The 26239-nt window shown below is 73.6% G+C and carries 22 protein-coding genes and 1 tRNA gene; 13 read left to right on the top strand and 10 right to left on the bottom strand.

Features of this window, described 5'->3' with window-relative positions:
* Positions 1-30: 30 nt before the first annotated feature.
* Positions 31-2640 carry an AAA family ATPase gene (locus ACIP9D_RS26510; protein WP_350873591.1) on the bottom strand — a complete coding sequence of 870 codons (2610 nt, stop codon included), beginning with the start codon at positions 2638-2640 and terminating at the stop codon, positions 31-33.
* A 78-nt stretch (positions 2641-2718) separates the two neighbouring features.
* On the opposite strand from ACIP9D_RS26510, the gene ACIP9D_RS26505 reads away from it, so the two are divergent.
* Both ACIP9D_RS26505 and ACIP9D_RS26500 read left to right on the top strand, forming a co-directional pair.
* Positions 2719-3222 (top strand): HIT family protein, encoded by a 504-nt coding sequence (locus tag ACIP9D_RS26505; RefSeq protein ID WP_350873590.1) that lies wholly within the window; start codon positions 2719-2721, stop codon positions 3220-3222.
* Positions 3223-3398: 176 nt separating this feature from the next.
* On the top strand, positions 3399-3572 hold the full coding sequence (locus ACIP9D_RS26500; RefSeq protein ID WP_350873589.1) for a hypothetical protein: 174 nt from the start codon (positions 3399-3401) through the stop codon (positions 3570-3572).
* Positions 3573-3689: 117 nt separating this feature from the next.
* Here the strand turns inward: ACIP9D_RS26500 and ACIP9D_RS26495 are convergent.
* Both ACIP9D_RS26495 and ACIP9D_RS26490 read right to left on the bottom strand, forming a co-directional pair.
* Positions 3690-3766 (bottom strand) — tRNA-Pro (locus ACIP9D_RS26495).
* A gap of 244 nt (positions 3767-4010) precedes the next feature.
* Positions 4011-4904: a metallophosphoesterase gene (locus tag ACIP9D_RS26490; protein WP_350873588.1), complete on the bottom strand. Its 894-nt coding sequence runs from the start codon at positions 4902-4904 to the stop codon at positions 4011-4013.
* Positions 4905-4929: 25 nt separating this feature from the next.
* On the opposite strand from ACIP9D_RS26490, the gene ACIP9D_RS26485 reads away from it, so the two are divergent.
* The gene (locus tag ACIP9D_RS26485; RefSeq protein WP_350873587.1) at positions 4930-5385 is read left to right on the top strand and encodes a GatB/YqeY domain-containing protein; all 456 of its coding nucleotides are present in this window, start codon (positions 4930-4932) and stop codon (positions 5383-5385) included.
* A 224-nt stretch (positions 5386-5609) separates the two neighbouring features.
* Here the strand turns inward: ACIP9D_RS26485 and ACIP9D_RS26480 are convergent, their stop codons facing one another.
* The gene (locus ACIP9D_RS26480; protein ID WP_350873586.1) at positions 5610-8060 is read right to left on the bottom strand and encodes a transglycosylase domain-containing protein; all 2451 of its coding nucleotides are present in this window, start codon (positions 8058-8060) and stop codon (positions 5610-5612) included.
* A gap of 404 nt (positions 8061-8464) precedes the next feature.
* Here ACIP9D_RS26480 and ACIP9D_RS26475 point away from each other — a divergent pair, with 404 nt between their 5' ends.
* Positions 8465-8782, top strand: coding sequence for a WhiB family transcriptional regulator (locus tag ACIP9D_RS26475; RefSeq protein WP_350873585.1), 318 nt, complete (start codon positions 8465-8467; stop codon positions 8780-8782).
* On the opposite strand, the gene ACIP9D_RS26470 is transcribed toward ACIP9D_RS26475, so the two are convergent.
* From ACIP9D_RS26470 to ACIP9D_RS26460, 3 genes are read right to left on the bottom strand one after another with little or no spacing between them, the layout of a single operon-like run.
* The gene (locus ACIP9D_RS26470) at positions 8769-9920 is read right to left on the bottom strand and encodes an ArsA-related P-loop ATPase (RefSeq protein ID WP_350873584.1); all 1152 of its coding nucleotides are present in this window, start codon (positions 9918-9920) and stop codon (positions 8769-8771) included. The genes ACIP9D_RS26475 and ACIP9D_RS26470 overlap by 14 nt on opposite strands.
* Positions 9921-9974: 54 nt before the next feature.
* Positions 9975-10952, bottom strand: coding sequence for an ArsA-related P-loop ATPase (locus tag ACIP9D_RS26465; RefSeq protein WP_350873583.1), 978 nt, complete (start codon positions 10950-10952; stop codon positions 9975-9977).
* A gap of 26 nt (positions 10953-10978) precedes the next feature.
* Positions 10979-11656, bottom strand: coding sequence for a collagen-like protein (locus ACIP9D_RS26460; RefSeq protein WP_400451151.1), 678 nt, complete (start codon positions 11654-11656; stop codon positions 10979-10981).
* A 470-nt stretch (positions 11657-12126) separates the two neighbouring features.
* Between ACIP9D_RS26460 and ACIP9D_RS26455 the strand changes: the two genes are divergently transcribed.
* The 7 genes from ACIP9D_RS26455 (at position 12127) to ACIP9D_RS26425 (ending at position 20173) form a co-directional block, all read left to right on the top strand.
* The gene (locus ACIP9D_RS26455) at positions 12127-12612 is read left to right on the top strand and encodes a hypothetical protein (protein WP_350873582.1); all 486 of its coding nucleotides are present in this window, start codon (positions 12127-12129) and stop codon (positions 12610-12612) included.
* Positions 12613-12656: 44 nt separating this feature from the next.
* The gene (locus ACIP9D_RS26450) at positions 12657-12812 is read left to right on the top strand and encodes a hypothetical protein (protein ID WP_174242689.1); all 156 of its coding nucleotides are present in this window, start codon (positions 12657-12659) and stop codon (positions 12810-12812) included.
* Positions 12813-12855: 43 nt separating this feature from the next.
* Positions 12856-13317, top strand: a complete 462-nt coding sequence (locus ACIP9D_RS26445) for a RidA family protein (protein ID WP_350873581.1) — start codon at positions 12856-12858, stop codon at positions 13315-13317.
* A 126-nt stretch (positions 13318-13443) separates the two neighbouring features.
* Positions 13444-14277, top strand: a complete 834-nt coding sequence (locus ACIP9D_RS26440; RefSeq protein ID WP_350873580.1) for an MBL fold metallo-hydrolase — start codon at positions 13444-13446, stop codon at positions 14275-14277.
* On the top strand, positions 14274-17870 hold the full coding sequence (locus ACIP9D_RS26435; RefSeq protein WP_350873579.1) for an adenylate/guanylate cyclase domain-containing protein: 3597 nt from the start codon (positions 14274-14276) through the stop codon (positions 17868-17870). The genes ACIP9D_RS26440 and ACIP9D_RS26435 overlap by 4 nt, the downstream gene beginning before the upstream one ends.
* Positions 17871-18093: 223 nt before the next feature.
* Positions 18094-18609: a hypothetical protein gene (locus tag ACIP9D_RS26430; RefSeq protein WP_350873578.1), complete on the top strand. Its 516-nt coding sequence runs from the start codon at positions 18094-18096 to the stop codon at positions 18607-18609.
* A 31-nt stretch (positions 18610-18640) separates the two neighbouring features.
* Positions 18641-20173 (top strand): serine/threonine-protein kinase, encoded by a 1533-nt coding sequence (locus ACIP9D_RS26425; RefSeq protein ID WP_350873577.1) that lies wholly within the window; start codon positions 18641-18643, stop codon positions 20171-20173.
* Here ACIP9D_RS26425 and ACIP9D_RS26420 read toward each other — a convergent pair.
* The gene (locus tag ACIP9D_RS26420; RefSeq protein ID WP_350873576.1) at positions 20160-20510 is read right to left on the bottom strand and encodes a hypothetical protein; all 351 of its coding nucleotides are present in this window, start codon (positions 20508-20510) and stop codon (positions 20160-20162) included. The genes ACIP9D_RS26425 and ACIP9D_RS26420 overlap by 14 nt on opposite strands.
* Before the next feature lie 325 nt (positions 20511-20835).
* On the opposite strand from ACIP9D_RS26420, the gene ACIP9D_RS26415 reads away from it, so the two are divergent.
* Together ACIP9D_RS26415 and ACIP9D_RS26410 are read left to right on the top strand one after the other, a co-directional pair.
* A complete protein-coding gene (locus tag ACIP9D_RS26415) occupies positions 20836-21774 on the top strand; it encodes a transporter substrate-binding domain-containing protein (protein ID WP_350873575.1) in 939 nt (312 codons plus the stop codon).
* A complete protein-coding gene (locus ACIP9D_RS26410) occupies positions 21771-22991 on the top strand; it encodes a hypothetical protein (RefSeq protein WP_350873574.1) in 1221 nt (406 codons plus the stop codon). The genes ACIP9D_RS26415 and ACIP9D_RS26410 overlap by 4 nt, the downstream gene beginning before the upstream one ends.
* A 9-nt stretch (positions 22992-23000) precedes the next feature.
* Here the strand turns inward: ACIP9D_RS26410 and ACIP9D_RS26405 are convergent, their stop codons facing one another.
* Both ACIP9D_RS26405 and ACIP9D_RS26400 read right to left on the bottom strand, forming a co-directional pair.
* Positions 23001-24179 (bottom strand): acyl-CoA dehydrogenase, encoded by a 1179-nt coding sequence (locus ACIP9D_RS26405; protein ID WP_350873573.1) that lies wholly within the window; start codon positions 24177-24179, stop codon positions 23001-23003.
* Positions 24176-26236: a biotin carboxylase N-terminal domain-containing protein gene (locus ACIP9D_RS26400; protein ID WP_350873572.1), complete on the bottom strand. Its 2061-nt coding sequence runs from the start codon at positions 26234-26236 to the stop codon at positions 24176-24178. Before ACIP9D_RS26400 ends, ACIP9D_RS26405 begins: the two co-directional genes overlap by 4 nt.
* Positions 26237-26239: the final 3 nt, after the last annotated feature.

Raw genomic sequence — 26239 nt, 5'->3', positions numbered from 1 at the left:
GGCGGTGTGCCGGGGGATGGGGAGAACCACCTATGTTGGCGGCAGCAGGCCCTGCCGGCGGGCGGCGGCGACCGCCTGGCCCCGGCTCGGGACGGCCAGTTTCTCCAGCACCGCGGAGACGTGGTGGCCGACGGTACGGGCCGACAACGACAGCCGGCCGGCGATCTCGGCGTCGCTCAGCCCCTCGGCGAGCAGGGCCAGCACCTCGCGCTGCCGACCGGTCAGGCCGGCCGGGTGGGCGGCGGTCGCGGGTCGCGGCCCGCGCGGTACCCGGGCGATGCCCCGCCGGCGCAGCTCCGCCCGCACCCGCTGGGCCGTCCCGGTCGCGCCGAGCCCGTCCAGGATCCGCAGCGCCTCTCCGGCCGCCTCCTCGTCGCCGCAGGCCAGCGCCTCCGCCCGGGGGTACGGGCAGCCCAGCCGCTCCCACTCGTCGGCCGCGCCGGCCCAGTCGCCCTCGACCAACCTGCGGTACGGCGACGCCAGCACCATGCCCTCCCGGACCGGCTCGCCGGCCCGCCACAGCCAGTACGCCAGCTCGCCGGCGAACCACAGTTGCCCCGCCTCGGCGGCGAGCCGGTAGCCGCGGCGCGCCTCGCCGGCGGCCCGCTCCGGCTTCCCGGCCAGCCAGTACCGCTCGGCCAGCGCCGCCGTGACCGGCCCGACGAACTGCAGCTCGCGGCTCCGCTCCGCCCACCGCGCCGCCGTCGCCAGGTGGTCGGGCCCGGCCAATTCGCCGCGGCGCGATGCGAGCCGGCCGCGCGCGACCAGCGCGGGAATCAGGCTGCCGCCGGGCTGATCGGTCCCGGCGAGGGCCTGCTCCGCGTCCGTCTGGGCGCCGGCCCAGTCACCGCGGTCCAGCCGCAGCCGGGCCCGGTAACCGAGCAGGTGCCGGGCGTACCCGTCGAGGTCCCGAGCCCTGCTGAAGCGCAGCGCCCGGTCCAGCGCGTCCGCCCCCGTCGTCAGCCTGCGCCACTCAACCGACATGGTGGCGAGGTTGACCAGCGCCCGGGCGGCGTGGTCGTCCAGGCCGTGCGCGGCGGCGAGCGCGTGCCCGCGCTCCAACTCGGCGATGCCGTCGACGTCGCCGCGCTGCAACCGGGCCGATCCGACGTTCACCAGCGCATGCGCCTCGGTCTCGACGTCGCCCAGGCGCCGGGCCAGCGCGAGCGCCCGCCCGCCCCAGCGGATCGCCGCCTCACCGTCGTCGGCGAGCATGAGCAGCTGGGACATGTTGCTGTACGCCATGGCGAGCTGCACGCCGGGCGGTGCGGACTCAAGCACCTCGATCGCCCGTGTCGCGGCCGTCCGGGCCCCGCCGCTGTCCCCGGTCCACCAGGAGAGCCGGGAAACCCACCGCAGGTCCTCTCCGATCCGCAGCGGGTCGTCCTCGGTCTCCCGCAGGGCCAGGGCGGAGCGCCACGCGTCGAGCGCCTCCACGCCCAGCCCGGCCAGGTAACCCGCGGTCGCGTACGCCTCCAGCAGCTCGGCCCTGCGCGGTGCCGGCAGCGCGCGTGAGCGGGGCAGCGCCACCGCGTAGTGGTCCGCGGCCTGCCGGTGCGCGCCCGCCGTGGCGGCCCTTCGTGCCGCGATCGGCGCCCAGGTGAGCACGGCCTCGGCGTCGTCGGCGTGGTGGGCGTGGTGCACCAGCCGGGCGGCGTCCACATCGGGCCGGGGCGCCAGCTTCGTCAGGACCGTGACGTGCAGCGCGGCCCGCTGCACCGGCGACAGCGACTCCCGCACCGCCCGGCCGAGCAGCTCGTGGCGGAACCTCACCCCGTTGCCCGCCGGTACGAGCAGCCCTCGGTCCAGGCACTCCTGCACGGCCGCCGGGGGTTGGTCGTCGAGCAGGTACGACTCGGCCCGGGACGGCACCACCGAAACCAGCCCGGCCACCGCCCGGGCGGCCGGGGAGACCGTCGCGAGCCGGGCCAGCACGAGATCCCGTACGGTCGGCGGCACGCCCTCCCCGTCCGCGGCCAGCACCTCGGTGATCAGCAGCGGGTTGCCCCCGGTGGCCTGGTAGAGGCCGGCGGGGGCCCGGTCCGCGCGGTGGGCGAGTTCCGCGACGGCGGCGGTGGAGAGCGGCGGCAACGGAAGCCGGCGGACCAGCGGCCGGGGCAGCCCGGCGAGCACGGCGTGCAGCGGATGCCCCGGCCCGACCTCGTCGTCGCGGAAGGTCAGCACGAGCAGGGCGTGGCAGCGGGCCAGCCGCCGGCCCAGGAAGGCGGTCAGATCCAGGGTCGCCTCGTCGGCCCAGTGCGCGTCCTCGATCACCAGCACCGGCCGGGGTCGGTGCCGCGGGCCGGCCAGCTCGTCGAGGAGCGCGTCGAAGACCGCGCCCCGGCGTAGCGGATCCGGCCGGCCGTCGGCGTGCAGCGCGGTCAGCCGCTCCGCCAGCACCCCGCCGACCTGGCGGGCCACGTCGTGCAGTGGGCCGAGCGCCCGTGGGGTGAGCAGCGGATCGCACGAGCCCCAGAGCACCCGGGCGCGCGGACCGAGCGCCGCCGCGAACGCGGTGACCAGGGTGGACTTCCCGGCGCCCGCTTCGGCGGCCACGAGCGCGATCTGGCCGCCGCTGGCGGTGGCGGCCAGCAGATCGTCCATCGCACCGAGCGTCTCCGCGCGCTCCAGCAGCTCCATCGTCGCTGATGCTAACGACGCCCCGGCCAGCCGAAACGTCTCTGACGGCGACCCGACGCCGCTGGCTACCATCCATGGGTGGGCGAGCGGCTGCCGATGGACCTGACGGCCTACGAGCGGCGGGCCCGGTCCGGCCGGTGCTTCGTCTGTTCGTTCCTAACCGGCGACGCGGGCTACGAACACGAACCGCTCTACGACGGCGGCTCCTGGGTGGCGTTCCTGAACCGCTACCCGACGCTCCCCGGCTCCGCCCTCGTCGCGCCGCGCCGGCACATCGAGGACGTGGTACAGGATCTCGACCCGGCGGACTACCTGAGTCTCCAGGCGGTGGTGCACCGGGTCGCCCGCGCCGTCAACCGGGTGCTCCGCCCGGAGCGCACCTACCTGCTGTCGCTCGGCAGCAGGCAGGGCAACGCCCACGTGCACTGGCACGTCGCGCCGCTGCCATCCGGAGTCCCGTACGAGCAGCAGCAGTACCGGGCGTTGATGGCCGAGGACGGCGTGCTGCGGCCGACGCCGGAGGAGGTCGCGGACCTCGGGCGGCGCATCCGCGCCGCCTTGGCGGAACTCGCCGACGGATGAACCCGAGCTGGCGCGATCGGCGGTCGCCCGGGGCTCGTCGATGTGGATCCCGTCAGGCGTTCGCTGACTTTCCGCTGACGCGCTGGGCGTCGGTCGCTCTCGATCGGCACGCAGCGGGCGGCGGCATCCCCTGCGCCGTGACAGGCTGTCGGCTGGGTACGAACTGAGGAGGACCAATGCGCAGCCAGGTCCCGAGGATCATGTTCGCGGTTGCCGGGTCACTGCTTCCTGTGTGCATCCTGCTCGCCGTCCTGATGGACAACCCGCTCTGGGCCGGGATGGTCGCCTGGGCCGTCGTTGCCGTCCTGCTCGTGCTCCTGGGGCTGGCGATAGGCCGCACACGCCGCTGACTTTCGCGGGTGACCAGGACGTGAGCGGCGACCGGCCGACGACCAGCGCCGATGGGGAAGATCACCAGGGCAACGAAAAGGGCCAGGTGAGAGTCCTTCTCACCTGGCCCTTGCCTCTGGTCGGGGTGGCCGGATTCGAACCGACGACCTCTTCGTCCCGAACGAAGCGCGCTACCAAGCTGCGCCACACCCCGAGGCGTGCCGACAAATAGTAGCCCACCCGTCCCGGTGGTCAAACTCGGTACCCCCGCCGCCGGCGCACCCCTCCGAGCCTGGCTCAAGATCCGCACAACTTCCGGGAAGTAGGGGCCTCCCAGGTCGAACGAGGCCACTACTTCAGGGAAGTTGCGCGGATCTTGACCGGGCTCGCACGGGCGCGCCCCGGCGCGCACGGCCCGCACGGCCCGCGGGGCCCGCACGGCGTGCGCGCCGGGCGCGTCAGCGGGGGATGAGGGTGAGGATGCTCGCCTCCGGGGGGCAGGCGAAGCGGACCGGGGCGGTGGGGTGGGTGCCGAGGCCGGCGGAGACGTGCAGCCAGGAGTCGGAGCCCGGCCAGCGGTGCAGCCCGCGCGCCATCGACCGGGGCAGCCCACAGTTGGTGACCAGCGCCCCGTACCCCGGCACGCAGACCTGCCCGCCGTGGGTGTGCCCGGCCAGCAGCAGGCCGAAGCGGTCGGCCGCCATCTGGTCGAGCACCGCCGGCTCGGGGGAGTGGGTGAGCGCGATCGACAGGTCGGCCGACACGGCGACCTGGCCGGAGACAGCGGGGTAGTCGTCCCGTTCGATGTGCGGGTCGTCCACGCCGACCAGGTCGATCAGCCGCCCGCCGGCCTTGAGCATGGCCCGGGCGTTGTTCAGGTCGTGCCAGCCCGCCCCGGTGAACACCTCGCGCAGCTCCTCGTACGGCAGCTCGACGCCCTCGGTGTACTCCCGGTCCGGGAGGAAGTAGGTGAACGGGTTCTTCAGGACCGGGCCGGTGTAGTCGTTGGAGCCGAACACGAAGGCCCCCGGGCGGTCCAGCAGCGGCTGGAGGGCGCGCAGCACCCCGGGCACGGCGTCGGGGTGTGCCATGTTGTCGCCGGTCACCACGACCAGGTCGGGGTCGAGCGCGGCGAGCGACGCCACCCAGCGCTGCTTGCGCGCCTGGTCGGGCATCATGTGCAGGTCCGACAGGTGCAGGACGCGCAGCGGCTCCGCGTCGGCCGGTAGCACCGGCACGTCGTACCGCCGCAGGGTGAACATGTTGCGTTCGATGAGCGACGCGTACGCCAGGGTGGCCGCGCCCACCGCGGCGGCCGAGGCCGCGAGCCGGAATACTGTGCGCTTTCGCATGCCGTTCAGGGTAGTTTGACCGTCCATGAGCACGCTGAAGGACCGCCTGACCGCGGACATGCGGAGCGCCTTGAAGGCGCGCGACGAGCTGACCACCTCCACGCTGCGGATGGCCCTGGCCGCCGTGGGCAACGCCGAGGTGGCCGGAAAGGCCAAGCGCGAGCTCACCGACGACGAGGTGCTCGCGGTGCTGACCAAGGAGGCCAAGAAGCGTCGGGAGGCGGCGAGCGCGTTCGCCGAGGCCGGTCGCGGCGAGCAGGCCGCGAAGGAGTCGGCGGAGGAGCAGGTGTTGGACCGTTACCTGCCGAAGCAGCTCTCCGACGCCGAGCTGACCGAGCTGGTCACCGGGGCGCTCAGCGCCGGCGGCTTCACCGGCAAGGCGCAGATGGGCCCGGCGATGAAGGCGGCGCAGACCGCGGTCGCCGGCCGGGCCGAGGGTGGTCGGGTGGCCGCCGAGGTACGCCGGCAGCTCGGCCTCTGATCAGCATGGCGCGGGTCACCGGGCCCGTCTGACCGGTCGCTGCCGCTGCGCCGATCGTCGGCCGACCGGGCTGTCGCGCCCCGAACCCGCCGCGCCCCGAACCCGCCGCGCTCCGGAACCGGAAACCCGAAACGGGCGGGCACCCTCGCTGGGTGCCCGCCCGTCGCGGTTCACGCTGTCGACCCGGGCCCGTCCGGGGTTGCCGCCGGGCCCGTAGCTCAGCCTCAGTTCCGGCCGGGCGGCCGGCCGGGCTGATTGCCGGGCTGATTGCCGGGTGGGTTGCCGGGCTGGTTGCCCGGCGGCGTGGCGCCGCCACCACCGCTGCTGATCTGGATGGTGACCACGCCGCCCTTGATGGTCCGGCCGTCCGGGCTGGTGCCCGCAGCGGTGCCCGGCGGGCAGCTGGAGGCGACCTTGGCGTCGGAGACGATTGCCTCGAAGCCGGCACCCTTGATCCGGGACCGGGCGGTGTCGACCGACTGGCACTTCACGTTCGGAATGGAGCGCTGATCACCCTCGGAGATCTTCTTGCCGGGTGGCTCGAAGTTGATGCCCTTCTTGCCCTTCATGGCGTCCCGCAACGTCTCGTAGACCGGCGGGTTGATGCCGTTCTTGACGTTGTGCCCCATCTTGACGTTGGTCTGCGGCCAGTCCGGGTCGGCCATGATGCCGGCCACCGCGTACTGCTTGGTCATCGCGACCAGGGCGGCGGTCTTCTCCGAGTCGGTGGTGCCGGACTTGCCGGCCACCGGCTTGCCGACGATGCCGCGCACGTTCGCCGCCGTCCGGCTGCCACCGCACTTGGTGGTCGCGGAGTTGTCGCCGACCGGGCAGCGGGCGGCGTCCACGGCGGCCCGGGCGACCTCGGTGCTGATCCGCTTCTCGCAGCGCGGGTTGGCGATGTCCAGGTTCTTGCCGTCCGGACCGGTGATCTTCTGCACCGGGATCGGCTCGCAGTACTTGCCGTCCGCGGCCAGCGTGGCGTACGCGTTCGCGAGTTCCAGCGGGGTGGTCTGCGAGACGCCGAGGGTGAACGCGCCCCACTGGTGCGCGAAGTCCTTGGTGCCGGCGAACTTGGCGTCCTCGCTCTGCCGGAACTGGATGCCGAGTCGCTTGGCGACGTCGACCACGTTCTCCGCGCCGACCTGCTGCTGCAGCGGCACGAAGTAGGTGTTGATCGACGCGCTGAAGGCGCTCCACATGTTCTGCACGCCGCCGGCCTTCTTGCCGGAGTTGGTCGGGCAGTAGAAGTGGGTGCCGGGGCAGGCGGCCGGGCTGCTGCTGTCGATGATGTATTCCGACTTGAACTGCTGTGGCGCGTTCATGCTGTAGCTGAGCGGGACGCCCTTCTCCAGCGCGGCCACGATGGTGAACATCTTGAAGGTCGAGCCGGCCTGGTAGCCGGTGATGCCGTCACCGCCGGTGAGCAGCGGGTTCACCGTGTTCGGATAGTTGCCGAGCTTGCCCTTGCTGCGCTGCTTCGGGTCGCTGTGCGGCTTGTTGGTCGGGTGCTTCGGGTCGTCGAGCTTGAAGTTCCGGTTCACCGCGAGGGCCCGGACCCGGCCGGTGCCCGGCTCCACGACCGCCACCATCGCGGCTTCCTTGCTGTTCACGCTCTTGGCCTTGCGGACCGCCTTGTCCGCGCCCTTCTGGGCCTGCACGTCGATCGAGGTGACGACGGTGTAGCCGCCGCTCTTCAGCCGGCGCTCGCGGTCGTACGAGGTCGAGCCGAACGTCTCCTGCTGCATCCACCAGCGGTAGAAGTAGTCGCAGAAGAAGCCCCAGCTGTTGACGTTCGTGGCGACGCAGCCGTTGGGGGTGCGCTTGTCCTTGACCACCAGCTTGGTGGCCTTGGCCGCGTCGGCCTCCTGCTGGGTGATGGCCTTGATGTCGACCATGTTCTGGATGACGTAGTTGCGCCGGTCCAGGGCGAGCGGGTAGCCGCTCTTGGTGGTCGGGTCGTTCGTCGTCGGCGCCTTCACCATGCCGGCCAGCAGCGCGGCTTCCTCGATCTTGAGCTTGCTCGGCGGCTTGCCGAAGTAGACCTGGCTGGCGGCGTAGATGCCGTAGGCGCCGTTGCCGAAGGAGGCGATGTTCAGGTAGCGCTCCAGGATCTCGTCCTTGGAGAGCTCCTTGTCGATCTGGAGCGCGTAGCGCATCTCGCGCAGCTTGCGGGCGCTGGTGTCCTCGGTCGCCGCGACGACGTCGGCCGGGTGGGTGGCCGAGTAGGCGATGGCGAGCCGGACGTACTGCATGGTGAGCGTCGAGGCGCCCTGCCGGCCGTTCGCGCCCTCGTTCTGGTTGTTCACGAACGCGCGGGCGACACCGTTGATGTCGACGCCGTTGTGCTTGTAGAAGTCGTGGTCCTCGGCCGCGATGATGGCCTTCTGCATGTGCGGCGAGACGTCGGCGAGTTTCACGTCGCGCCGGTTCTCGTCGTACATCGTCGCGAGCGGCGTCTTGCCGTCCGAGGCGAGCAGGTAGCTGATCTGTGGCGCGCGGGCCACCGTCAGCTCAGTGGGCAGTGCACCGAAGGTCTCGGCGCCGGCCTTGGCGGCAAGTCCGGACATCGCCACCGCGGGGAAGGCCGCCGCCGCGACCACCACGCCGGCCAACAGGCCACAGATGAGTAGCGATGCGGCGTTGGTCAGTACGTTGTGGTCACGTTTCCGCATCCAGGTCACCTCGACAGGGTACGCGTACAGGGAACGAGGGGCGCTGGGGTGTTCTTTCCCCATTTCCTGCGCGCGCTGCCCTCGTTGTGTTAAACGCACGACCCCTGGTGCGTGGTTGCGTGTGACTGGCGCCGAGTCTCCTCCGTCGGGAGTGGGCTCCGCAGCGTTTTCACGTACTGCCTCGGGGTAACCGGCGAGCGATGGCCCGGGAAGCCGGGAGTGTCCGGAATGATGGATTTGGCCGACAACGTTGCGTAATCAGTCGACTACAGAGCATGATGGTGGCGGCGACAGCGCCACATGTCGTCCGTGCCGCCTTGGGGAAGGCCGGCAGGGCGATCGGGGGGAATTGCCGGCTGACGCGTAACGAGGTCGGTAGGTACTGCAAGGGGGGACGTGTACACATGGGCATGATTGCCGACTGGCCGTCGCTGGCGGCGTGTCAGAACGGGGACCCGGACGCGTTGTTCGTACAGGGCGCCGAACAGAACGTGGCGAAGCGGATCTGCCGGAGCTGCCCAGTTCGGTACGAGTGCCTGGCTGACGCGCTCGACAACCGGATCGAGTTCGGTGTGTGGGGTGGCATGACCGAACGCGAACGCCGCGCGCTGCTGCGTCGTCACCCCCAGGTGACGAGCTGGCGCAAGATGTTCGAGGCCGCGATGAAGAAGAACAGCAAGGACAAGACCGGTAAGGACAAGATCCTGGTCACGACCGGCTGATCGCCGCGCCGATCGTCCGCAGCCCGTCGACGTCGTGCACGTCGGCGGGCTGTGCCGTCACCGAGACCGTCGGCACGGCCGGGAACGCCTCGGTGAACCGGGCGGCCACCTGCTGTTCGCGTACCGCCTGCCGGGCCAGCGCGGCGTGTGCCCGCAGCACGTCGGCGGTGCCCTCGTGGCCACCCAGTTCGGCCAGCCGCTCCGCGGCGGCCCTGCTGCGCGCCGCGTCCAGCTCCGGCACCGCCGGCCGGTGCACCCGGTTGAGCACCAGACCCGCCAGCGGCATCCGCTCGTCGCGCAGCCGCCCGGCGAAGTAGGCCGCCTCCCGGACCGCGTCCGACTCGGGCGCCGCGACCAGCAGGAAGGCCGTCTCTCCGGCCTGCAGGATGCGGTACGTCTGCTCGGCCCGCTGGCGGAAGCCGCCGAACATCGAGTCGAGCGCCGCCACGAAGCCGGACAGATCAGTCAGCAGCTGAGCGCCGAGGACCTTCTGCACCACCTTCGAGAACATCCCGAACGAGGCCGTCACCAGGCTGAACATGCTGCGGCCACCGCTGCGCGCCGGTGCGAGCAGCAGGCGCAGCATCCGGCCGTCGAGGAACCGGGAGAGCCGGGCCGGCGCGTCCAGGAAGTCCAGCGCCGAGCGCGACGGCGGAGTGTCGACCACGATGAGGTCCCACTCACCCCGGGCGTGCAACTGCCCGAGCTTCTCCATCGCCATGTACTCCTGCGTGCCGGAGAAGGTGGAACTCATCGCCTGGTAGAAGGGGTTGGCGAAGATCTCCGCCGCCTTCGTCGGATCGGTGTGCTGGAGCACCACGTCGTCGAAGGTCCGCTTCATGTCGAGCATCATGGCGTGCAGCTCACCGCCGCTGCTCTCGACGTCGATGCCCTTCACCTGGCGGGGGGTGTTGTCCAGCTCGGTCAGGCCGAGAGACTGGGCCAGCCGGCGGGCCGGGTCAATGGTGAGCACCACCGTCCGGCGGCCGTGCTGCTCGGCGGCCCGCAGCGCCAGCGCGGCGGCCGTGGTCGTCTTCCCCACCCCACCCGCACCGCAGCACACCACGATCCGGACGCCCGGATCAGCGAGGATCTGGTCGACGTCGAGCTGCGGCGCCGCGTCTTCGGAAGGCACCAATCGAGCGTATCGGGCCGACCGGGTCCGTGCGCCCGTGCCGACCGCAGGTGTGAGTCAATCCGCCCTCAGCAGCGCTGCGGCCAGGGTGGCCAGCCCGGACCGGTCGACCCCGTCGGGCAGCAGCGGCAGCTCGATCAGCGGCAAACCCAGCTCGATCAGATCGGTCCGGAGGGAGTCCTCCAGTTCCCGGCGGATCACCTGGTCACGCGCCTCGTCGGCCAGCCCGGCGACGATCTCCCGGTCGGTCGGCAGCCCGGCGGCGAGCAGGCCGCGCCGCAGCTCGGCGGCGGTGACCACCCGGCCGGCGGGCAGCGGTGGCCGGGTTCCGTTGACGATCACCCGGCCCACCGGAAAGCCGAGCGAGGTCAGCTCCGCGATCGCGTCGACCGTCTCCTGGACCGGCATCTCCTCGAGCAGGGTCACCACGTGCACGGCGGTCATCGGCGAGCGCAGCAGCGCCGCGACGCCCTCGCTCTGCGTCTTGATCGGGCCGACCTTGGCCAGTCGGGCGGTTTCGGCCGTCACGTTCAGGAATCGGCCGATCCGTCCGGTCGGCGGGGCATCCAGCACCACCGCGTCGTACACCCGCCGCTGGCCGTCGGTGCGGGTGGTCGCCTCCTTCGCCTTGCCGGTCAGCAGCACGTCGCGCAGCCCCGGGGCGATGGTGGTGGCGAAGTCGATGGCACCGAACTTGCGCAGCGCCCGGCCGGCCGCGCCGAGCTTGTAGAACATGTCCAGGTACTCGAGCAGCGCCTCCTCGGCGTCCACCGCGAGCGCCCGCACCTCACCGCCGCCGGGCGCGTCGGTGAGGTGTCGCTCGGCGTACGGCAGCGGGTCGATGCCGAAGAGCTGGGCGATGCCCTGCCGTCCCTCGACCTCGAGCAGCAGGGTTCGCCGCCCGCCGTGGGCCAGCGCCAGGGCCAGCGCAGCCGCGATGCTGGTCTTGCCGGTGCCGCCCTTGCCGGTGACCACGTGCAGTCGGGCCGGCCATCCGGTAGAGGCCGGGTCGGTCGGCCGCTCAGCTGCTCGCACCCGTCGAGCCTATCCAGCCGTGGCGGTCAGGCGACCTCGCAGACCCACCAACCCGTCTTCTGCACCACAGTGAAGCGCAGCTCCTGGTCGGCCACCTTCTCGTCGGCGGTGGTCATGGTGACCTTGGTGGAGACGGTGGCCCGGTCGCCGGTCTGGTTGTCCACCTTCGGGGTGGTCCAGCGGAAACGGGGGCTCTTGTACTCGGAGACGTACTTCTCCACCTCGGCCACCTTCGTGGCGATCTTGTCGTCGTCCCGGGACGACGAGCAGACCAGGGCGGTCGCCTTCGCGGCGTCCCGCTCCCGGTAGACGGCGGTGAGGAACCGCTCCACCGCGACCGCCGGCTCCTTCGCGCCCTCGCCGGTCTCGACGTTGCGCAGGGTCAGGAACGCGGTCACGCCCCCGCCCACGCAGAGCACCAGGACCACCACCAGCGCGATCGCGGCGATGAGCAGCCCACGCTTCTTCTTCGGCGGGGCGGGCGCCCCGTACGGCGGGTAGCCGGCGGGGGGTGCCGGGATCGCCGCCGGGTCGGTCACCGGCGGATGCCCGGACGGTGCCGTACCGCCCGCGGTCGGGTCGCCGGGCTGGCCGGGGAAGGCCGGCGACCCGGGCTGGCCGGGGAAGGCCGGCGACCCGGGCTGCCCGGCGAGGGTCGGCGCGCCCGGCTGCCCGGGGGCCGGCTGCGCGGGGACGCCGGAGATGGGCTGCGTCGGGGTGCTCGGGCCGGCCGGCTGGGCGGGAATGCCCGGGGCGTCGGACTGTCCGGCGGCGCCGGGGTGGGCCGGCGGGACGGCCGGCGATCCGGTCGGGTCGCCGCTGGGTGGCTGGGTCATCTCTTCCCCCGGGGGTGCGGCGCTCGCCGCCAGCCGGCGACGAGCGTGAAGTCGAGCTCGCGGCGACGCCGTCGCGTGCCGTCCGACCGAGAGGGTAGCGGTCGATGACCCCGTCGGTGTCGCCCGTGGCGCCGAGCGGGGGTGGGAGCGCGACCAGTCGGCGGAGCGTACCCGGCATCTGTCACATATGCGACTGGCCGCCGGTCGGGCGCGCGCGTCCTATTGGCGGGACTTCGCCCCCGGCCTACGGTCGTGCCGTCGCGGGGGAAACCGGGTCGGGCGGAGCTCCGGACCGGAACAGCGGGGACTTGACCAGGTACGACGCCCGGAGGCAGTGCATGCGCGACACGGACAACATCCCTCGAGCCCAGTTCCCGGCCAACGACCGGTCGCGTCGGCCCGGGTCTGGCTCGGCCGAGGGTGAGGGGCCGGTCGGGAGCCTGCCGATCAACGAGCGGTCCTACCGCCGGATCTCCGAACCGGTGGAGGTGGTGCGGACGGTGAGCCGACCCACCGAGCCCGGCCGGGAGGACGAGGAGCCCGGTTATGTGATCCATCTGCCGATCCGGGTGCCCGACCTGGCCGCGGCCACCGTGCTCGCCAGCCGGATCGCGGTCTCCCTGGGCTTCCTGCCCGAGTTGGACGCCGGCGAGACCACGGTCTCCAACGCCGACGACCAGAACAACCGGCACCGGGTCTTCTGCGACCTGCTGCTGGCTGACCGCTCCCGCTGTCCCCAGCGCTACGAGCACGGCGGGCCGTGCGGCGAACTGCCGGCCGCGCCGGAGCAGCGTCCCGCGCCCCGGCCGTCAGCCGGACCGTAGGCTGTGCCTCGAAGATTCCGCGCACTCGAGGGAGCCCTGCACCGATGCAGAAGTGGGAGTACGCCACGGTCCCGCTGCTGGTCCACGCGACCAAGCAGATCTTGGACAACTGGGGAGAGGACGGGTGGGAGCTCGTCGCCGTGGTGCCCGGCCCGAATCCGGACCAGTTGGTCGCCTACCTGAAGCGGCCCAAGGCATGAGTGGGCGCGACGCCCGCATCGCTGGCCCGGGCAAGGTGACGGCATGAGCAACGGTCCGCACGCGAAGCTGGCCGAGCTGGGGCACGAGCTGCCCGAGGTGGTGCCTCCGGTGGCCAGCTACGTGCCGGCGGTGCAGACCGGCCAGCACGTCTACGTCTCCGGGCAGCTGCCCATGGCCGAGGGGAAGCTGCTCGCCACCGGCAAGGTGGGCGCCGGCATCTCCGCCGAGCAGGCCAAGGATCTCGCCCAGCGCTGTGCGCTCAACGCGCTGGCCGCGGTCGACTCGCTGGTCGGCCTGGAGAACGTGGTCAAGATCGTCAAGCTGACCGGCTTCGTCGCGTCGGCCCCGGGCTTCACCGGCCAGCCGGCGGTGATCAACGGCGCCTCCGACCTGTTCGGCGCCGTCTTCGGGGAGGCCGGCCGGCACGCGCGCAGCGCCGTCGGCGTGGCCGAGCTGCCGCTCGACGCCCCGGTCGAGATCGAGGTCATCGTCGAGGTCGGCTGACCGTTCCCGCCCGACTCTCCGCGATCTCGCGGGTCACCGCCCGGCGAATGCCGTGAACAGGCACAAACCCGGGGCGGTACCCGCAAGATCGCGGGGAGCGGTGGGCGGGGTCGTACGATCGCAGCCATGACGGGGCACGTGACCGCGCCGGCGGCGGCGCTCGCCGACCAACTGCCGGGCTGGGTGACGCTGCTACGCGCCCCGAACCCGGGGCCGATGACGCTCGACGGCACGAACACCTGGCTGCTCCGTGCCCCTGGCCAGGAGTTGGGCGTCGTGGTCGACCCGGGGCCGGCCGACGAGGGCCACCTGGCCGCGATCGCGGCGCGCGGACCGATCGGGCTGGTGTTGATCACTCACGGCCACCCGGACCACACCGAGGGCGCCGCCCGGCTCAGCGAACTGCTCGGCGGGGTGCCGGTGCTCGCCGCCGACCCGGCGCACACCCTCGGCGGGTCACCACTCGCCGCCGGCGCGTCGCCGGACGTCCCGGGGCTGACCGTGCGGCTCGTGCCGGCCCCCGGGCACACCGCCGACTCGGTCTGCTTCCTGGTCGAGCACGCCGCCGAGCGGGTGGTGCTCACCGGCGACACCATCCTCGGGCGGGGCACCACCGTGGTCGCCCACCCGGACGGGCATCTCGGGGACTACCTGGCCAGCCTGGAACTGCTCTCGACGTACCGCGGGATCCCGGCACTGCCGGGCCACGGGCCGGCGCTGGCCGACTGCGGTGCGGCGGCCGACTTCTACCTCGCCCACCGGCGGGCCCGGCTCGACCAGGTGCGGGCGGCAGTCGCCGCCGGCGCCGGCACCGCGGCCGAGGTGGTCGCGGCGGTCTACGCCGACGTGGACCGGTCGCTCTGGTGGGCCGCCGAGTGGTCGGTGCGCGCACAGTTGGAATACCTCGCGGTGCCGACCCGGGAATCCGGGGACGGGGGTACGGAGTTGGAGCAGCCGTGACCTGCCCGGTGTGCGGAACCGTCGCCGTGCCCGGCGCGCGGTTCTGCCACAACTGCGGCGCCGCGCTGCCGGCCGCTGCGACGCTGCCGGCCGCCGAGCGCCGGGTGGTCACCGTGCTCTTCGGTGACCTCTCCGACTTCACCTCCTGGTCCGAGGACCTCGACCCGGAGCGGGTCGGCGCGGTCACCGACCGGGTGCTCGCCGCGCTCGCGGGCGCGGTCAAGACCTTCGGCGGCCACGTCGACAAGCTGACCGGTGACGGGATCATGGCGGTCTTCGGCGCTCCGGTGGCGCACGAGGACGACGCCGAGCGGGCCGTCCGCGCCGCGCTCTCCATGCAGCGGGCGGTGCGCCGGGTCCTCGACGACGAGCGTGGCGGCGGCGCTCCCCTCGGCCTGCGGGTGGGGTTGAACACCGGCGACGTGATCGCCGGCATCCAGGCGGCCATCGAATACACGGTCATCGGCGACACGGTGAACACCGCCGCGCGGCTCGCCGACGCCGGGGCGGTCGGCGCGGTCTACGCCGGTGCCCGGACCGCCGCCGCGACCCGGCACGTGGCCTCCTGGCGAGCCCTGCGGCCGTTGCGGCTGAAGGGCAAGCGTGAGCCCGTCGAGGCGTACGAGCTGCTCGGCCTCCTGGACGCGCCGGGCACCCGCTCCGGCCTCGGCGACGAGGCGCCGTTCGTCGGCCGGGAGACCGAGATCGGTCGGGTCGCCGGCCGGCTCGCCGAGGTGATCGACCGGGGCGAGCCGCGGGTGCTGCTGATGACCGCCGAGGCGGGCATTGGCAAGTCCCGGTTCGCGGCCGAGGTCGAGCGCCTCGCCGCCGGTTACGACGTGGGCGCGGGCCGGTACGCCGCGCACACGGGCGCCCGGGTGCTCTCGGTGCGCTGCGCCGCCTTCGGCGAGCGACGTCGGCTGGCGCCACTGGCCGACCTGGTCCGCGCCGCGGTCGGCCTGCCCGGCGACGCGGCCACCGCGCTGACCCGCCCGGCGGTCGAGGAGCGCCTGCGCCGGCTCGGCCAGCGGCTCGCCCGCGCCGGCACCGAGCCGACGCCGATCCCCACCGACCAACTCCTCGCCCTGCTCGGCTACGCCGAGCTGCCCGCGCACGGCGGCACCGACAACGGCGAGTGGACCGGCGCCGGTGCGCTGTCGGCCGACGCCGAGGCGGTGCCGAACGCGGTCGCCGACCTGCTCAGCGCGCTCGCCGTGGAGGCGCCGCTGGTGGTGATCGTGGACGACCTGCACGACGCGACCCCGGAGACCATCCGGGCGCTGGGGATGGCGTTGTCCCGGCTCGCCGGCCCGGTGCTGGTGCTGCTGCTCGGTCGCCCCGAGCTGGTCCGGACGGCCGGTGCGCTGACCCGGGTGGCCGACGCCGAGGTGCACGCGCTGCCGCCGCTGCGCGGCGCCGACGCGGCCCGGCTGCTGACCAGCTACCTCAGCGGCGGGAAGCTGCCCCAGGCCGACGCCGACCGGCTGCTCGCCACCGCGCAGGGCAACCCGTTCTACCTGGCCGAGCTGGTGACCCTGCTCCTGGAGCGCGGTGCGCTGACCGCCGGGCCGGGCCGGGGCGCCAGCGTCGGCTGGCGACTCGCTCCCGGCTCGCTGGGCAGCCGGCTGCTCTCCCGGGATCTCGCCGCCGTGCTCGCGGCCCGCATCGACGCGTTGCCGCCGGACGCCCGGTCAGCGCTGCGGGACGCCGCGGTGGTCGGCGACACCGTGCCGGCCGGCGCCCTGGAGGCGCTGCGCGAACAGCACGCCGGGCGGGACGGTCGCCCCGCCGCGGTGGTCGCGGTCGAGCTGGAGCGGGCCGTCGAAGAGCTGCTGCAACGTCGCATGTTGCACCGCACCCGCACCGGTTACGCCTTTGCCACCCCGTTGATGCGCGAAGCCGTGTACGCGGGGGTGAGCAAGGCCGAGCTGGCCGAGCGGCACGCCGCGCTGGCCCGCTGGGCGGCGCCGGGCGGCGCCGGGAACGAGCCGGCGGCACCGAACCCGGCGGCCGCCTTCACCGACGCCGACCGGGACGAGTTCGTCGCCGCCCACGTCGAGCGGGCCGCCGCGCTCGCCGACGCGGTGAAGCTGCGCCCGGACGCGCCGGCCCGCGCGGTGGTCCCGCTCGGGGTCGCCGCGCTCGGCCGGGCCGCCCGCCGGTCGCTCACCGCCGGCGAGCCGGCGCTGGCCGTCGAGTACGCCGAGCGCGCCGCCGAGCTGGCCCCCGACGGTGTGCCGGCGACGGATCGGGTGGTGCACGCCCGCGCGCTGCTCCAGGTCGGCCGGGCGGCCGACGCGCTGGCCTCGGCCGAGAAGATCGCCGCCAACGCGGGCGAGGAGACCGTGCGGGCCAGCGCACTGCTCCTCGCCGGGCAGGCACACCAGACGTTGGGCGACCAGACCCGCGCGGTGGCCGCGTGGCAGGAGGCGTTGCAGGTGGCCACCGCGGGCGGCCTGGCCACGCAGCGCGCCTCGGCGATGCGCCGGCTGGGCATGGCCGACTTCGTGGCCGGGCGACTCAGCCAGGCGAGCAGCCGGTTGGCCGGCGCTTACCAGGTCAGCCTGGGCGCGAAGGACCGGCACGGGCAGGCCTGGTCGTTGCAGAACCTGGCCTGGGTCGCCACCACCCGGGGCGACTTCGCCGGTACGGACGCGGTGCTGGGCCGGGCCGCCCGGCTCTTCGCCGAGCTGAAGGACCCGTACGGTCGGGCCTGGCTGCGCGGCACCACCGCCTACGCCCGCCTGCTCGCCGGGCGGCTGCGCGAGGCCGACCGGTTGGCGCGGGTCTTCCTGCCCTTCGGCGAGCGGGTCGGTGAGGCGTGGGCGGTGGGCACGCTGCGCGCGGTCGAGGCGTTCGCCAGCGCCGAGCTGGGCGAGCTGGCCGAGGCGGACCGGGAGGCCCGTCGGGCGTACCGCGAGTTCGCCGCGGCCTCGGACGACTGGGGGCGCGGGTTCGCGCTGGTGGTGCGGGGGGTGGTGGCACGCGGGCTGGGCGAGCCGGAGCACGCCGCCGATCTGTTCACCGACGCGCTGTCCTACGCCGCGCGTACGGCGCACCCGCTGCTGACCGGGATGGCCGGCACGCTGCGCGGCTTCGTGGCGCTCGACATGGGTGACGGACCGGCGGCCGAGCGGGACGCCCGCGCGGTGCTGACCGCCGTCGAGCCGCACAACCCCCAGGCGCCGGCCCAGGTGGCGCCCCGGGTGCTGCTGGCCACCGCCCGGCTGGCCGCCGGTGACTCGGCGACCGCGGTGGGGCTGCTCGCCCCGCTGGCCACCACCGCCGCCGCGAACACCCCCGCGCTGCTCTTCGCCCGCCGCCAGACGATGGCCCGGTACGCCTCGGCGCTGCTCGCCCACGGGCAGCGGGACCAGGCGCTGGACTGGGCCCGGCGGGCGGCCGCCGCTCCGGCCGAGGACGTCCGCAGTCAGGTGATCGCGGCCGGCGTGTTGGCCGAGGCGTTGGCCGCCTGCGGCCGCCCGGCCGAGGCGCTGGCCAGCGCCGAGGAGGCGGTCCGCCTGGCGTACGCGACCGAGCAGCGCAGCGAGCGACCCGCCGCCGACGCCCTACGCGCCCGCCTCCTAACCTGACCCCCCTTCGGGGTTGCTCGCGTTGATCAAGAGGTTCGCGTCAGAGTCGATCTCCAACTTGACGCGGATCTCTTGATCGACGCGGGTGGTTGCGGACGGTCGGGCAGTGGTGGGACGGTTCTGCCGGTTTCGCCGATGGTGCCCCGGTCCGGCGGCGGTTAGCGTGTCGGCGTTGATGCGGCGGTCCACAGTGGCGGCCGCACCGGTACCTGGGAGGACCGAGATGAAACTGCCGCGTACCGCCGCGGGCTGGACGATTGCGGTCTTCGGCGTGTTGGCGCTGGTCATGGGCGCGGTCGGGCTGCTCTGGCCGGAGGCGATGCTGCGGTCGCTCGGTTTCGAGGTGCCGGCCAGCCGGGCCTCGGGCGACCACACCGGCACCTTCCTGCTCGCCTCCTCGATGGCTTCGTTCAACATGGGGGTCTACTACCTGCTGGCCACCGCCACCGAGTGGCGCGCCTTCTACCGCTTCACCGTGGTGTTCCGGCTGGTCACCTTCACCGTCTTCAGCATCGCGGTGCTGTCCGACATCGCGCCCGATCGGTTCTTCGGCGTGGCCGCCTGGGAGGGCGTCGGCGCGGTGGCGACCGCGGTCGGCCTGTGGTGGGACGCCCGCCGAGCGGCCTCGGCCGGTGGTGTCGCGGCGGGCGGAGACGCAGCGCCGACGGCGGCCGATCCGAGCGGCGGGGACGGGTCCGGGGCCGGTGGCTCGGCACCCGCCGTCGACGCGGTGCGCTGAGACGTCTGCCCGGTTGGGTATTTTCGAAGCTGTGACCGACACTCCGTCCGGCGGCCTACCGGTACCGATCGTGCCCGGTCTAACCGATTTGCGGGTATTTGCCCGGGGTGGTTACGCCACTGTCTACCGGGCCACCCAGATCTCCGTCGGCCGCGAGGTCGCGGTCAAGGTGGAGAATCGCACCCTGGACAGCGAGCGAGACCAGGCCCGGTTCCTGCGTGAGGCACGCGCGGCCGGCCGGATGTCGTCGCATCCGCACGTGGTCGACCTCTTCGACGTCGGGGTCACCGTCGACCAGCACCCCTACCTGATCATGGAGCTCTGCGACGGCTCCTATGCGGAGCGGATGCGTACCTCCCCGCTGGACGCCGCGGAGACGCGCGACCTCGGCATCAAGATCGCCGATGCGCTGGCCCACTCGCACGCCGCCGGTGTGCTGCATCGGGACGTGAAGCCGGCCAACATCCTCTACTCGCACTTCAACCCGGCGGTGCTGGCCGACTTCGGGCTGGCCGTGCTGGCCGAGGTACGCGACGCGTCGGTCACCCTGGAGGTGCTCACCCCGGCCTACGCGCCGCCGGAGATGTTCAGCCACAGCCCGCCGTCGCCCGCCGTCGACGTCTACGCGCTCTGCGCCACGCTCTACGCGGTGATGCACGGCCGGCCGCCCCGCTGGCAGACCGAGCGCAATCCGAGCCTGGTCACCGTGCTGGAGATGTTCAACCAGCCGATCCCCGGGCTGCCCGGCGTGCCGGACGAGCTGATCGACGTACTGCGCGCCGGAATGGCGAACGACCCGGACCATCGACCCACGGCGGTCGAGTTGCGCGCGATGCTCTCCGCGCTGCCGCTCGACCCGACCTCGGCGCCGGTCGGCGGCGCGGCGGCAGCGGGACCGCCGACCGGTCAGCGTTCCGCCGCCGGTCCGTACGCGGCCGGCCGCGGCGGCCAGCCACTGCCCCGCCCCGCGGTCGAGGACGACCACCCCACGCTGCCCGCCCCGGCCGGTGCCCGGCGGTGGCGGCGGCGCTGGTTCCTCGGTGGCGCCGGGGCGCTGGCGCTGGCCGGGTCGGCGACCGCCGGGGCCTGGATGGCCGATCGTCCGCCCGCGCCGGGTCCGTCCCCGTCGGTGAGCAGGGTGGCCGCGGACGCGGCCGACCGGATGCCACCGGGCTGCACCACCGACTCCGGTGCGGCGGCCGTGCTGCCCGGCGGCGCCCGCTGCCTGCCCGAGCTGGAGTGCTTCGGCCCGGTGCGGGTGCGCGGCGATCGGGCCGAGGCGGCCCGGGTGGCCTGCGACGGCCCGCACACCTGGGAGGCCTACGCCGAGGGTCTGCTGCCGGTGGCTCTGGTCGGCGCCGCCTACCCCGACGTGCGGGCCGATCCGACCGTCCAGAAGGTGTGCAGCACCAGCACCTTCCGGCTGACCACCGGGATCAGCTCCGTCACCGGCTGGCACCTGGAGGTGCTCCCGCCGGTCGAGGGCAACGTCGACCGGGTGTTCCGCTGCCTGGCCGGGCGCGGCGTCGACGCGCTGACCGCGCCGACCCTCACCGGTCGCTGAACCGGCCGGCGGGGTCGTCGAGCCAGCCGGAGCCACGCCGCCGGTCGCGTACCGCGCGCAACGCGTCGCGGCTGTCCAGCGCGTCGAGGGTGTCCGCGTCCACCGCCAGCGGGTCCACCAGGTGCTGCCCGGGTGCCGGCGCGCGCTCCGCCGCCGGCTCGTCGGCCTGCCGGGCGGCGGCCACCGACACCCCGGCGATCGTCGCGAGCAGGACGAAGAGCAGGGCCAATCCCACGCCGAGCAGGTCCTGCCGCCGCCAGACGACGAGCGTCACCAGCAGGGCGAGCGCGGCCAGCGCCGCGACGGCTGCCACCGTACGCGCATCGGGCCTGGTCAACCTCTTCACCTGTCCAGCATGTCGCCGTCGCCCCGGCTGTCAACCACTGAGCGGTGAGGACGTGTAGCGTCGGGCATGACGGAAACGTTACATCGGCACGTGGATTGTCTTTCTTGTAAGCGTTTCTCGGGCCACATTCATCGCCCACGATCTCTAGACTGACGGGGCTGACCGTCCGCTGAGGACCCCGGGGTGCGGCGGGCGATCGGGCGCCTGCCGCACCCCGGCTTCGCCCCCGAGGACGCCGCGCCGTGGCGACCACGAGAATGGCCCCCAGCCGCTACTCTCGGTGTCCCGCAGGCTGGACACGTCAGCGAGGTCGCCGATGAACGCACGCCCCCGCACCGGACTCCGCTCGGTCACGACCACGCTGGCGGTCGCGTTGACGCTGACGCTCGCCGCGGCGGCCGGCTGCGACAGCCGGCAGGAGCCGGATCTCCCGTCGGTGCAGGAAAAGCTCCGTGAGACGCACATCTACGGCCAGACGAAACTGCGCATCGGGGTCGCGACCAACGAGCCGATGATGGGCGAGCTGCGCAACGGCGTACACGTCGGCTTCGACGTGGAGATCGCCCGCTACATCGCCGCCTCCCTCGGCTACGAGGGCGACCAGCGGTTGGAGTTCGTGTCGGTCTCCACCGAGGACCGCATTCCCGCGCTCCAGGGCGGCACCGTCGACCTGGTGGTCTCCAGCTTCTCGATCACCGAGGAGCGCAAGAAGCTGGTGAGCTTCGCCGGGCCGTACTTCGTCACCACGCAGGAGGCGATGGTGCCGACTCGGCTCAAGGACAAGATCCGCACCATCGAGGACCTGCGCGACCCCAAGTACAAGGTCTGCACCAGCGGTGGCTCGACCACCGAGGCCGAGCTGGAGAAGCACCAGGTCCGGGCGCTCGTGGTGAAGGACGTCGGTGACTGCGTCGAGGGCATCCGGGCCGGCCGCTACGACGCGGTCAGCTCCGACGAGGCGATCCTGGCCGGCTTCCTGGCCCGGTTCCCGACCGAGTTCGAGATCGTCGACATGCCCTTCGGCACCAGCGAACTGCTCGGCGTGGGCGTGCCGATCGGTGACCCGGCACTGCGCGACCTGGTCGCGTTCTTCCTCGACAAGAGCTACCGGCAGGGGCGTGACGGGCAGGCCAGCCCCTGGCAGACCGCGTACAACCGGACGCTCGGGCCCTGGCTGCCCGCTGAGAAGCGGCAGCCGCAGCCGCTGGAGGTGCCGAAACTGGTCGACTTCGACGACAAGGCGCCGACACGATGAGCGCGTCGGCGACCACCGCCCCCGGCGGCCCGGACGCCGGCGGCTCGGGATCGGCGCTGCGTGACGACGCCCCGCCCGTCGCCGCCCAGACCGCCGTCGGCGCCGCACCGTCGTCCGCCGCACCCGAAACCAACTCGGCGGTGCCCGCTGCCGGGCGTTCCGGCGGGTCCGAGGCCAGCGCGGCGCGGGCGGCGCCACCGGAGCCGGCGGCCTGGTACGACCGCGCTCGACCGCTCGCCGACGGACGGGATCCGGCCGAGCGCCGGGCCCGGGCCAGCCAGTCGTTCTGGACCGCGCTGGTCGGCGTGCCGGCGATCTTCTCGGTGCTCCGGCTCGGGGTGGAGGCCGGCGGCGAACTGCAGACCACCCTGCTGCTGGTGGCGAACGTCGGCCCGGTCAACCTGCTCGCCGGGTTCCTCACCACGGCGGCCCGGCTGCTCTCCACCGGTCTGGTCGCCGTCTTCGCGTTCGGCGCGGTGCTCGGCGCCAGCGTCGACCGGCTGCCGCCCGGCACCCGTCGCCGCCCGCTCTTCGCCCGCTGGGCGGACATCACCCCGGTCTGGCTGGTGCTGGCGAGTTTCCTGCTCGCCCTGGTCACCTGGCCGCTGCTCTACCTGCCGCTGCTCATCCCGGCGTTCGTGGCCGCGCTCCAGCTGACCCCGGCGCACCTGCACGAGCGGGTCGGGGCTCGGGTGTTCCTGGTGCTGGCCCTGCTCGGCGGGTACGCCTGGCTGCTGCTGCCCACCCTGCTCGACGCCGGACGGCAGGGCGAACTGCTGCCCCTGGCGCTGCTCGCCGTGCCGCCGCTGCTCGCGCTCGGCATCTCCGGCCCGCTGCCCGGCGCGGTCATCCGACCGCTCGCCTCGGTCACCGAGGTCGCCGTGCTGGCCATGCTGGTCTGGGCGGCGCTGCCGGTGATCAGCACGCCGGTGCTGCCGCTGACCGTGACCACCGTCGGGGCGGAGACCGGCCCGACCGAGGACGTCCGCGGGCACGTGGTCACCACCGACGACGTCAACATGGTGATCCTCCAGGAGCAGGGCGGCGTCCGGTACGTGCCGGTCGGGCTCGTACGCGGGCAGGTGCTCTGCCCGAGCGAGGAGGAGCTGCCGCGCCACCAGCTGCGGATCCACGACTTTCACGTGGAGGACTCCCTGCTGGAGGGGCTGGGCCGCCGGGTACGCCCGGTGCACCGCATCGACGCCGCCTGCCGCTGAGTCCCGCGATCAGTAGGACTTCTCCTGCCCCAGCACGTGCTGGGCGACGAAGTTCAGGATCATCTCCCGGCTGACCGGGGCGATCCGCCCGGCCCGTACCGCGCCGAGCAGGGTGGCCACCCCGTACTCGGTGGTCATGCCGGCCCCGCCGTGCGCCTGCACGGCGGTGTCCACGGCCAGCGCGGCCGCCTCGCCGGACGCGTACTTGGCCATGTTGCCGGCCACCCCGGCCTCCAGGTCCCGGCCGGCGTCGTAGAGCGCGGCCGCCTTGTAGATCATCAGGCGGGCCAGCTCCACCTGCACCGCCGCGTGCGCCAGCGGGTGGGAGACCCCCTGGTGCGAGCCGATGCTCCGGCCGCCCCAGACCTTTCGGCCGGCGGCGTAGCTGGACGCGCGCTCGATCGCGTACCGGCCGGTGCCGGCGCCCATAGCGGCCACCGTGATCCGCTCCGGGTTGAGCCCGGCGAAGAGCGCCGGCAGCCCGGCTTCCACCGACTCCCCGACCAGCGCGTCGGCCGGCAGCCGGACGTCGTCGAGGTAGAGCAGGAACTGGTTCTCCGGGGAGAGGATCTCCATGTCCAGCTTGGACCGGGTGAGCCCGGGCGCGTCGGTCGGCACCACGAAGAGCGCCGGCTTGAGCCGCTGCCGTCCGCCCGGGCCGTCGTCGTCCACGGCGACCCGGGCCACCACCAGCACGTGGTCCGCCTCGTCGACGCCGGAGATGTAGCACTTGCGACCGGAGAGCAGCCAGCCGTCGCCGTCGCGGCGGGCCACCGTGCCGAGCCGGTGGAAGTTCGACCCGGCCTCCGGCTCGGTGATCGCGAAGACAACCTTCAGCGAGCCGTCGGCGAGGCCGGGCAGGAACCGCTTGCGCTGCGCCTCGGTGCCGTGCCGGTTTATCACGGTGGCGGCGATGGCGGCGGAGACCACGAGCAGCAGCAGCGGGCAACCGGCGGCGGCCAGCTCCTCGCAGACGATGGCCAGCTCGGTGATACCGCCACCGCCGCCGCCGTACTCGGTGGGGATGTTGACCCCGAGGTAGCCGAGCCCGCCGGCCTCCGCCCACAGCTCGGTGGTGTGCTCGCCGGCCTTCGCCTTGGCCACGAAGTACTCGTGACCGTAGCGCCGGCCCAGCGCCCGTACGGCGTCGCGAAGCTGCTCCTGCTCGTCGGTCAGGTCGACGTTCATCGCGGATCCTCCTCGGGATTGACCACGGCCAGCACGGCGCCGGTGTCGACCTGGCCGCCGGCCGGAACCGGCAGTTCGCCGACCACGCCGTCGATCGGAGCGAGCACCGGGTGCTCGAGCTTCATCGCCTCCAGGGTGAGCAGCAGGTCACCGGCGGCGACCCGCTGGCCGGGTTCGACGTGCAGCCGGGTGACCGTGCCGGGCAGCGGCGCCACCAGCGAGCCGGCGGCCAGCTCGGCGGTCGGCTCCGGGAAGCGCGGCAGCTCGGCGAGGCTCACCGACCCGTCCGGGCCGTCGACGAAGACCGCCGGCCCCACCTGGTGCACCCGGAACGGGTGCCGCACCCCGTCGACCGCCAGCACCACGCGGTCGGCAGCGGCCGACACCAGCGTCACCTCGGGCGGCCCGTCGGCTACGGCATGGGCCGGACCAGCGTCGGCGATCGCCGAACCGGCCGGGGCCGCGACAGACTCGCCGTCGGCCGGGTGCGTCGACCACTCGGTCAGGTTGCCCGCGCGGTCCAGGCGGTACCGGACCTCGACCTCGCCGGTCGGGCCGACGAAGCGTACGACCTGCGGAAACGCCGGTACGTTCCGCCAGCCGGACGGCAGCCCGGCGAGCACCGGGGCGGTCGCGCGGCGCCCGGCGGCCGAGGCCAGCGCGGCGGCGAGCGCGAACACCGGTACCCGCCCGGCCGGCACCAGCGGGGCGAACACCTCCGGGTGCCGCGCCAGGAAGCCGGTGTCGATCTCACCGGCGGCGAACTTGGGGCTGCGCAGCACCCGGACCAGCAGGTCCCGGTTGGTGGCCACCCCGTGCAGCTCGGCCCGGGCCAGCGCGCCGGCGAGGGTGCGGGCCGCCTCGGCGCGGCTGGGCGCCCAGGCGATCAGTTTGGCCAGCATCGAGTCGTAGTGGACGCCGACCACCGAGCCGTCCACCACGCCGGAGTCCAGCCGTAGCCCGGCTCGCGGAAGGTGCCCGAACTCGCGCTCCACGCCGGGGATGGCGAAGCGGTGCAGGACACCGGTCGCCGGGCGGAAGCCCTCGGCCGGCTCCTCCGCGCAGAGCCGCGCCTCGATCGCGTACCCACGGACGGACGGATACCGCCAGTGTTCCGGCAGCGGAGCGCCCTCGGCGACCAGCAGTTGCAGCCGGACCAGGTCCAGCCCGCCGACGGCGACGGTCAGCTCCGTCACCGGGTGCTCGACCTGGAGCCGGGTGTTCATCTCCAGGAAGTAGATCTCCCCGTCGGGCGCGAGCATGAACTCGACCGTGCCCGCGCCCACGTAGTCGACCGCCCGGCCGGCCGCCACCGCCGCCTCGCCCAGCCGCTCGCGCACCTCCGACGGGATCTCGCCGGGTGCCTCTTCGATGATCTTCTGGTGCCGGCGCTGGATCGAGCACTCCCGGACGCCGAGCGCGACCACCGTCCCGTGGGTGTCGCCGAAGATCTGCACCTCGACGTGCCGTCCGCGCTCGACGTACCGCTCGATGAAGACCGTGCCGTCGCCGAACGCCGCCGCCGCCTCGCGGCGCGCGGAGGCGACCGCGTCGGCGAGGCCAGCAGCGTCGCGGACCACCCGCATGCCCCGGCCGCCGCCGCCCGCGGACGCCTTGACCAGCACCGGGAAGTCGCTGATCTGCTCCGGCTCGGTCCAGGTCGGGAGCATCGGCACGCCCGCCTCGGCGAGCAGCGCCTTCGCCGTCATCTTGTCGCCCATCGCGGCGATCGCCTTGGCCGGCGGCCCGATCCAGGTCAGCCCGGCATCGGTCACCGCAGCGGCGAACTCGGCGTTCTCGGCCAGGAAGCCGTAGCCGGGATGGACGGCGTCCGCGCCGGAGCGGCGGGCGGCGTCCAGCATCAGCTCCGGCCGCAGGTACGTCTCGGCCGGCGCGTTGCCGGGCAGCCGGACCGCCTGGTCGGCCTCGGCTACGTACGGCGCGTCGGCGTCCGCGTCGGAGTGCACCGCCACCGTCTCGACGCCGAGCGCGCGGCAGGTGGCGAAGATCCGCCGGGCGATCTCGCCCCGGTTGGCCACGAGCAGTCGAGTGATCACGAG

This window comes from Micromonospora sp. NPDC093243 (genome assembly GCF_044753725.1).
Lineage (GTDB): Bacteria > Actinomycetota > Actinomycetes > Mycobacteriales > Micromonosporaceae > Micromonospora.
The sequence above is the reverse complement of the archived record's forward strand: the minus strand, read 5'-3'. Positions and strand labels throughout refer to the sequence as shown.

What these genes read in the sequence shown, in the direction of transcription:
- ACIP9D_RS26510 (WP_350873591.1), bottom strand. Translation starts at nt 2,640, where the DNA reads ATGGAGCTGCTGGAGCGCGCGGAGACGCTCGGTGCGATGGACGATCTG.
- ACIP9D_RS26500 (WP_350873589.1), top strand. Translation starts at nt 3,399, where the DNA reads ATGCGCAGCCAGGTCCCGAGGATCATGTTCGCGGTTGCCGGGTCACTG.
- ACIP9D_RS26490 (WP_350873588.1), bottom strand. Translation starts at nt 4,904, where the DNA reads ATGCGAAAGCGCACAGTATTCCGGCTCGCGGCCTCGGCCGCCGCGGTG.
- ACIP9D_RS26485 (WP_350873587.1), top strand. Translation starts at nt 4,930, where the DNA reads ATGAGCACGCTGAAGGACCGCCTGACCGCGGACATGCGGAGCGCCTTG.
- ACIP9D_RS26480 (WP_350873586.1), bottom strand. Translation starts at nt 8,060, where the DNA reads ATGCGGAAACGTGACCACAACGTACTGACCAACGCCGCATCGCTACTC.
- ACIP9D_RS26475 (WP_350873585.1), top strand. Translation starts at nt 8,465, where the DNA reads ATGGGCATGATTGCCGACTGGCCGTCGCTGGCGGCGTGTCAGAACGGG.
- ACIP9D_RS26455 (WP_350873582.1), top strand. Translation starts at nt 12,127, where the DNA reads ATGCGCGACACGGACAACATCCCTCGAGCCCAGTTCCCGGCCAACGAC.
- ACIP9D_RS26450 (WP_174242689.1), top strand. Translation starts at nt 12,657, where the DNA reads ATGCAGAAGTGGGAGTACGCCACGGTCCCGCTGCTGGTCCACGCGACC.
- ACIP9D_RS26445 (WP_350873581.1), top strand. Translation starts at nt 12,856, where the DNA reads ATGAGCAACGGTCCGCACGCGAAGCTGGCCGAGCTGGGGCACGAGCTG.
- ACIP9D_RS26440 (WP_350873580.1), top strand. Translation starts at nt 13,444, where the DNA reads ATGACGGGGCACGTGACCGCGCCGGCGGCGGCGCTCGCCGACCAACTG.
- ACIP9D_RS26430 (WP_350873578.1), top strand. Translation starts at nt 18,094, where the DNA reads ATGAAACTGCCGCGTACCGCCGCGGGCTGGACGATTGCGGTCTTCGGC.
- ACIP9D_RS26415 (WP_350873575.1), top strand. Translation starts at nt 20,836, where the DNA reads ATGAACGCACGCCCCCGCACCGGACTCCGCTCGGTCACGACCACGCTG.
- ACIP9D_RS26410 (WP_350873574.1), top strand. Translation starts at nt 21,771, where the DNA reads ATGAGCGCGTCGGCGACCACCGCCCCCGGCGGCCCGGACGCCGGCGGC.
- ACIP9D_RS26405 (WP_350873573.1), bottom strand. Translation starts at nt 24,179, where the DNA reads ATGAACGTCGACCTGACCGACGAGCAGGAGCAGCTTCGCGACGCCGTA.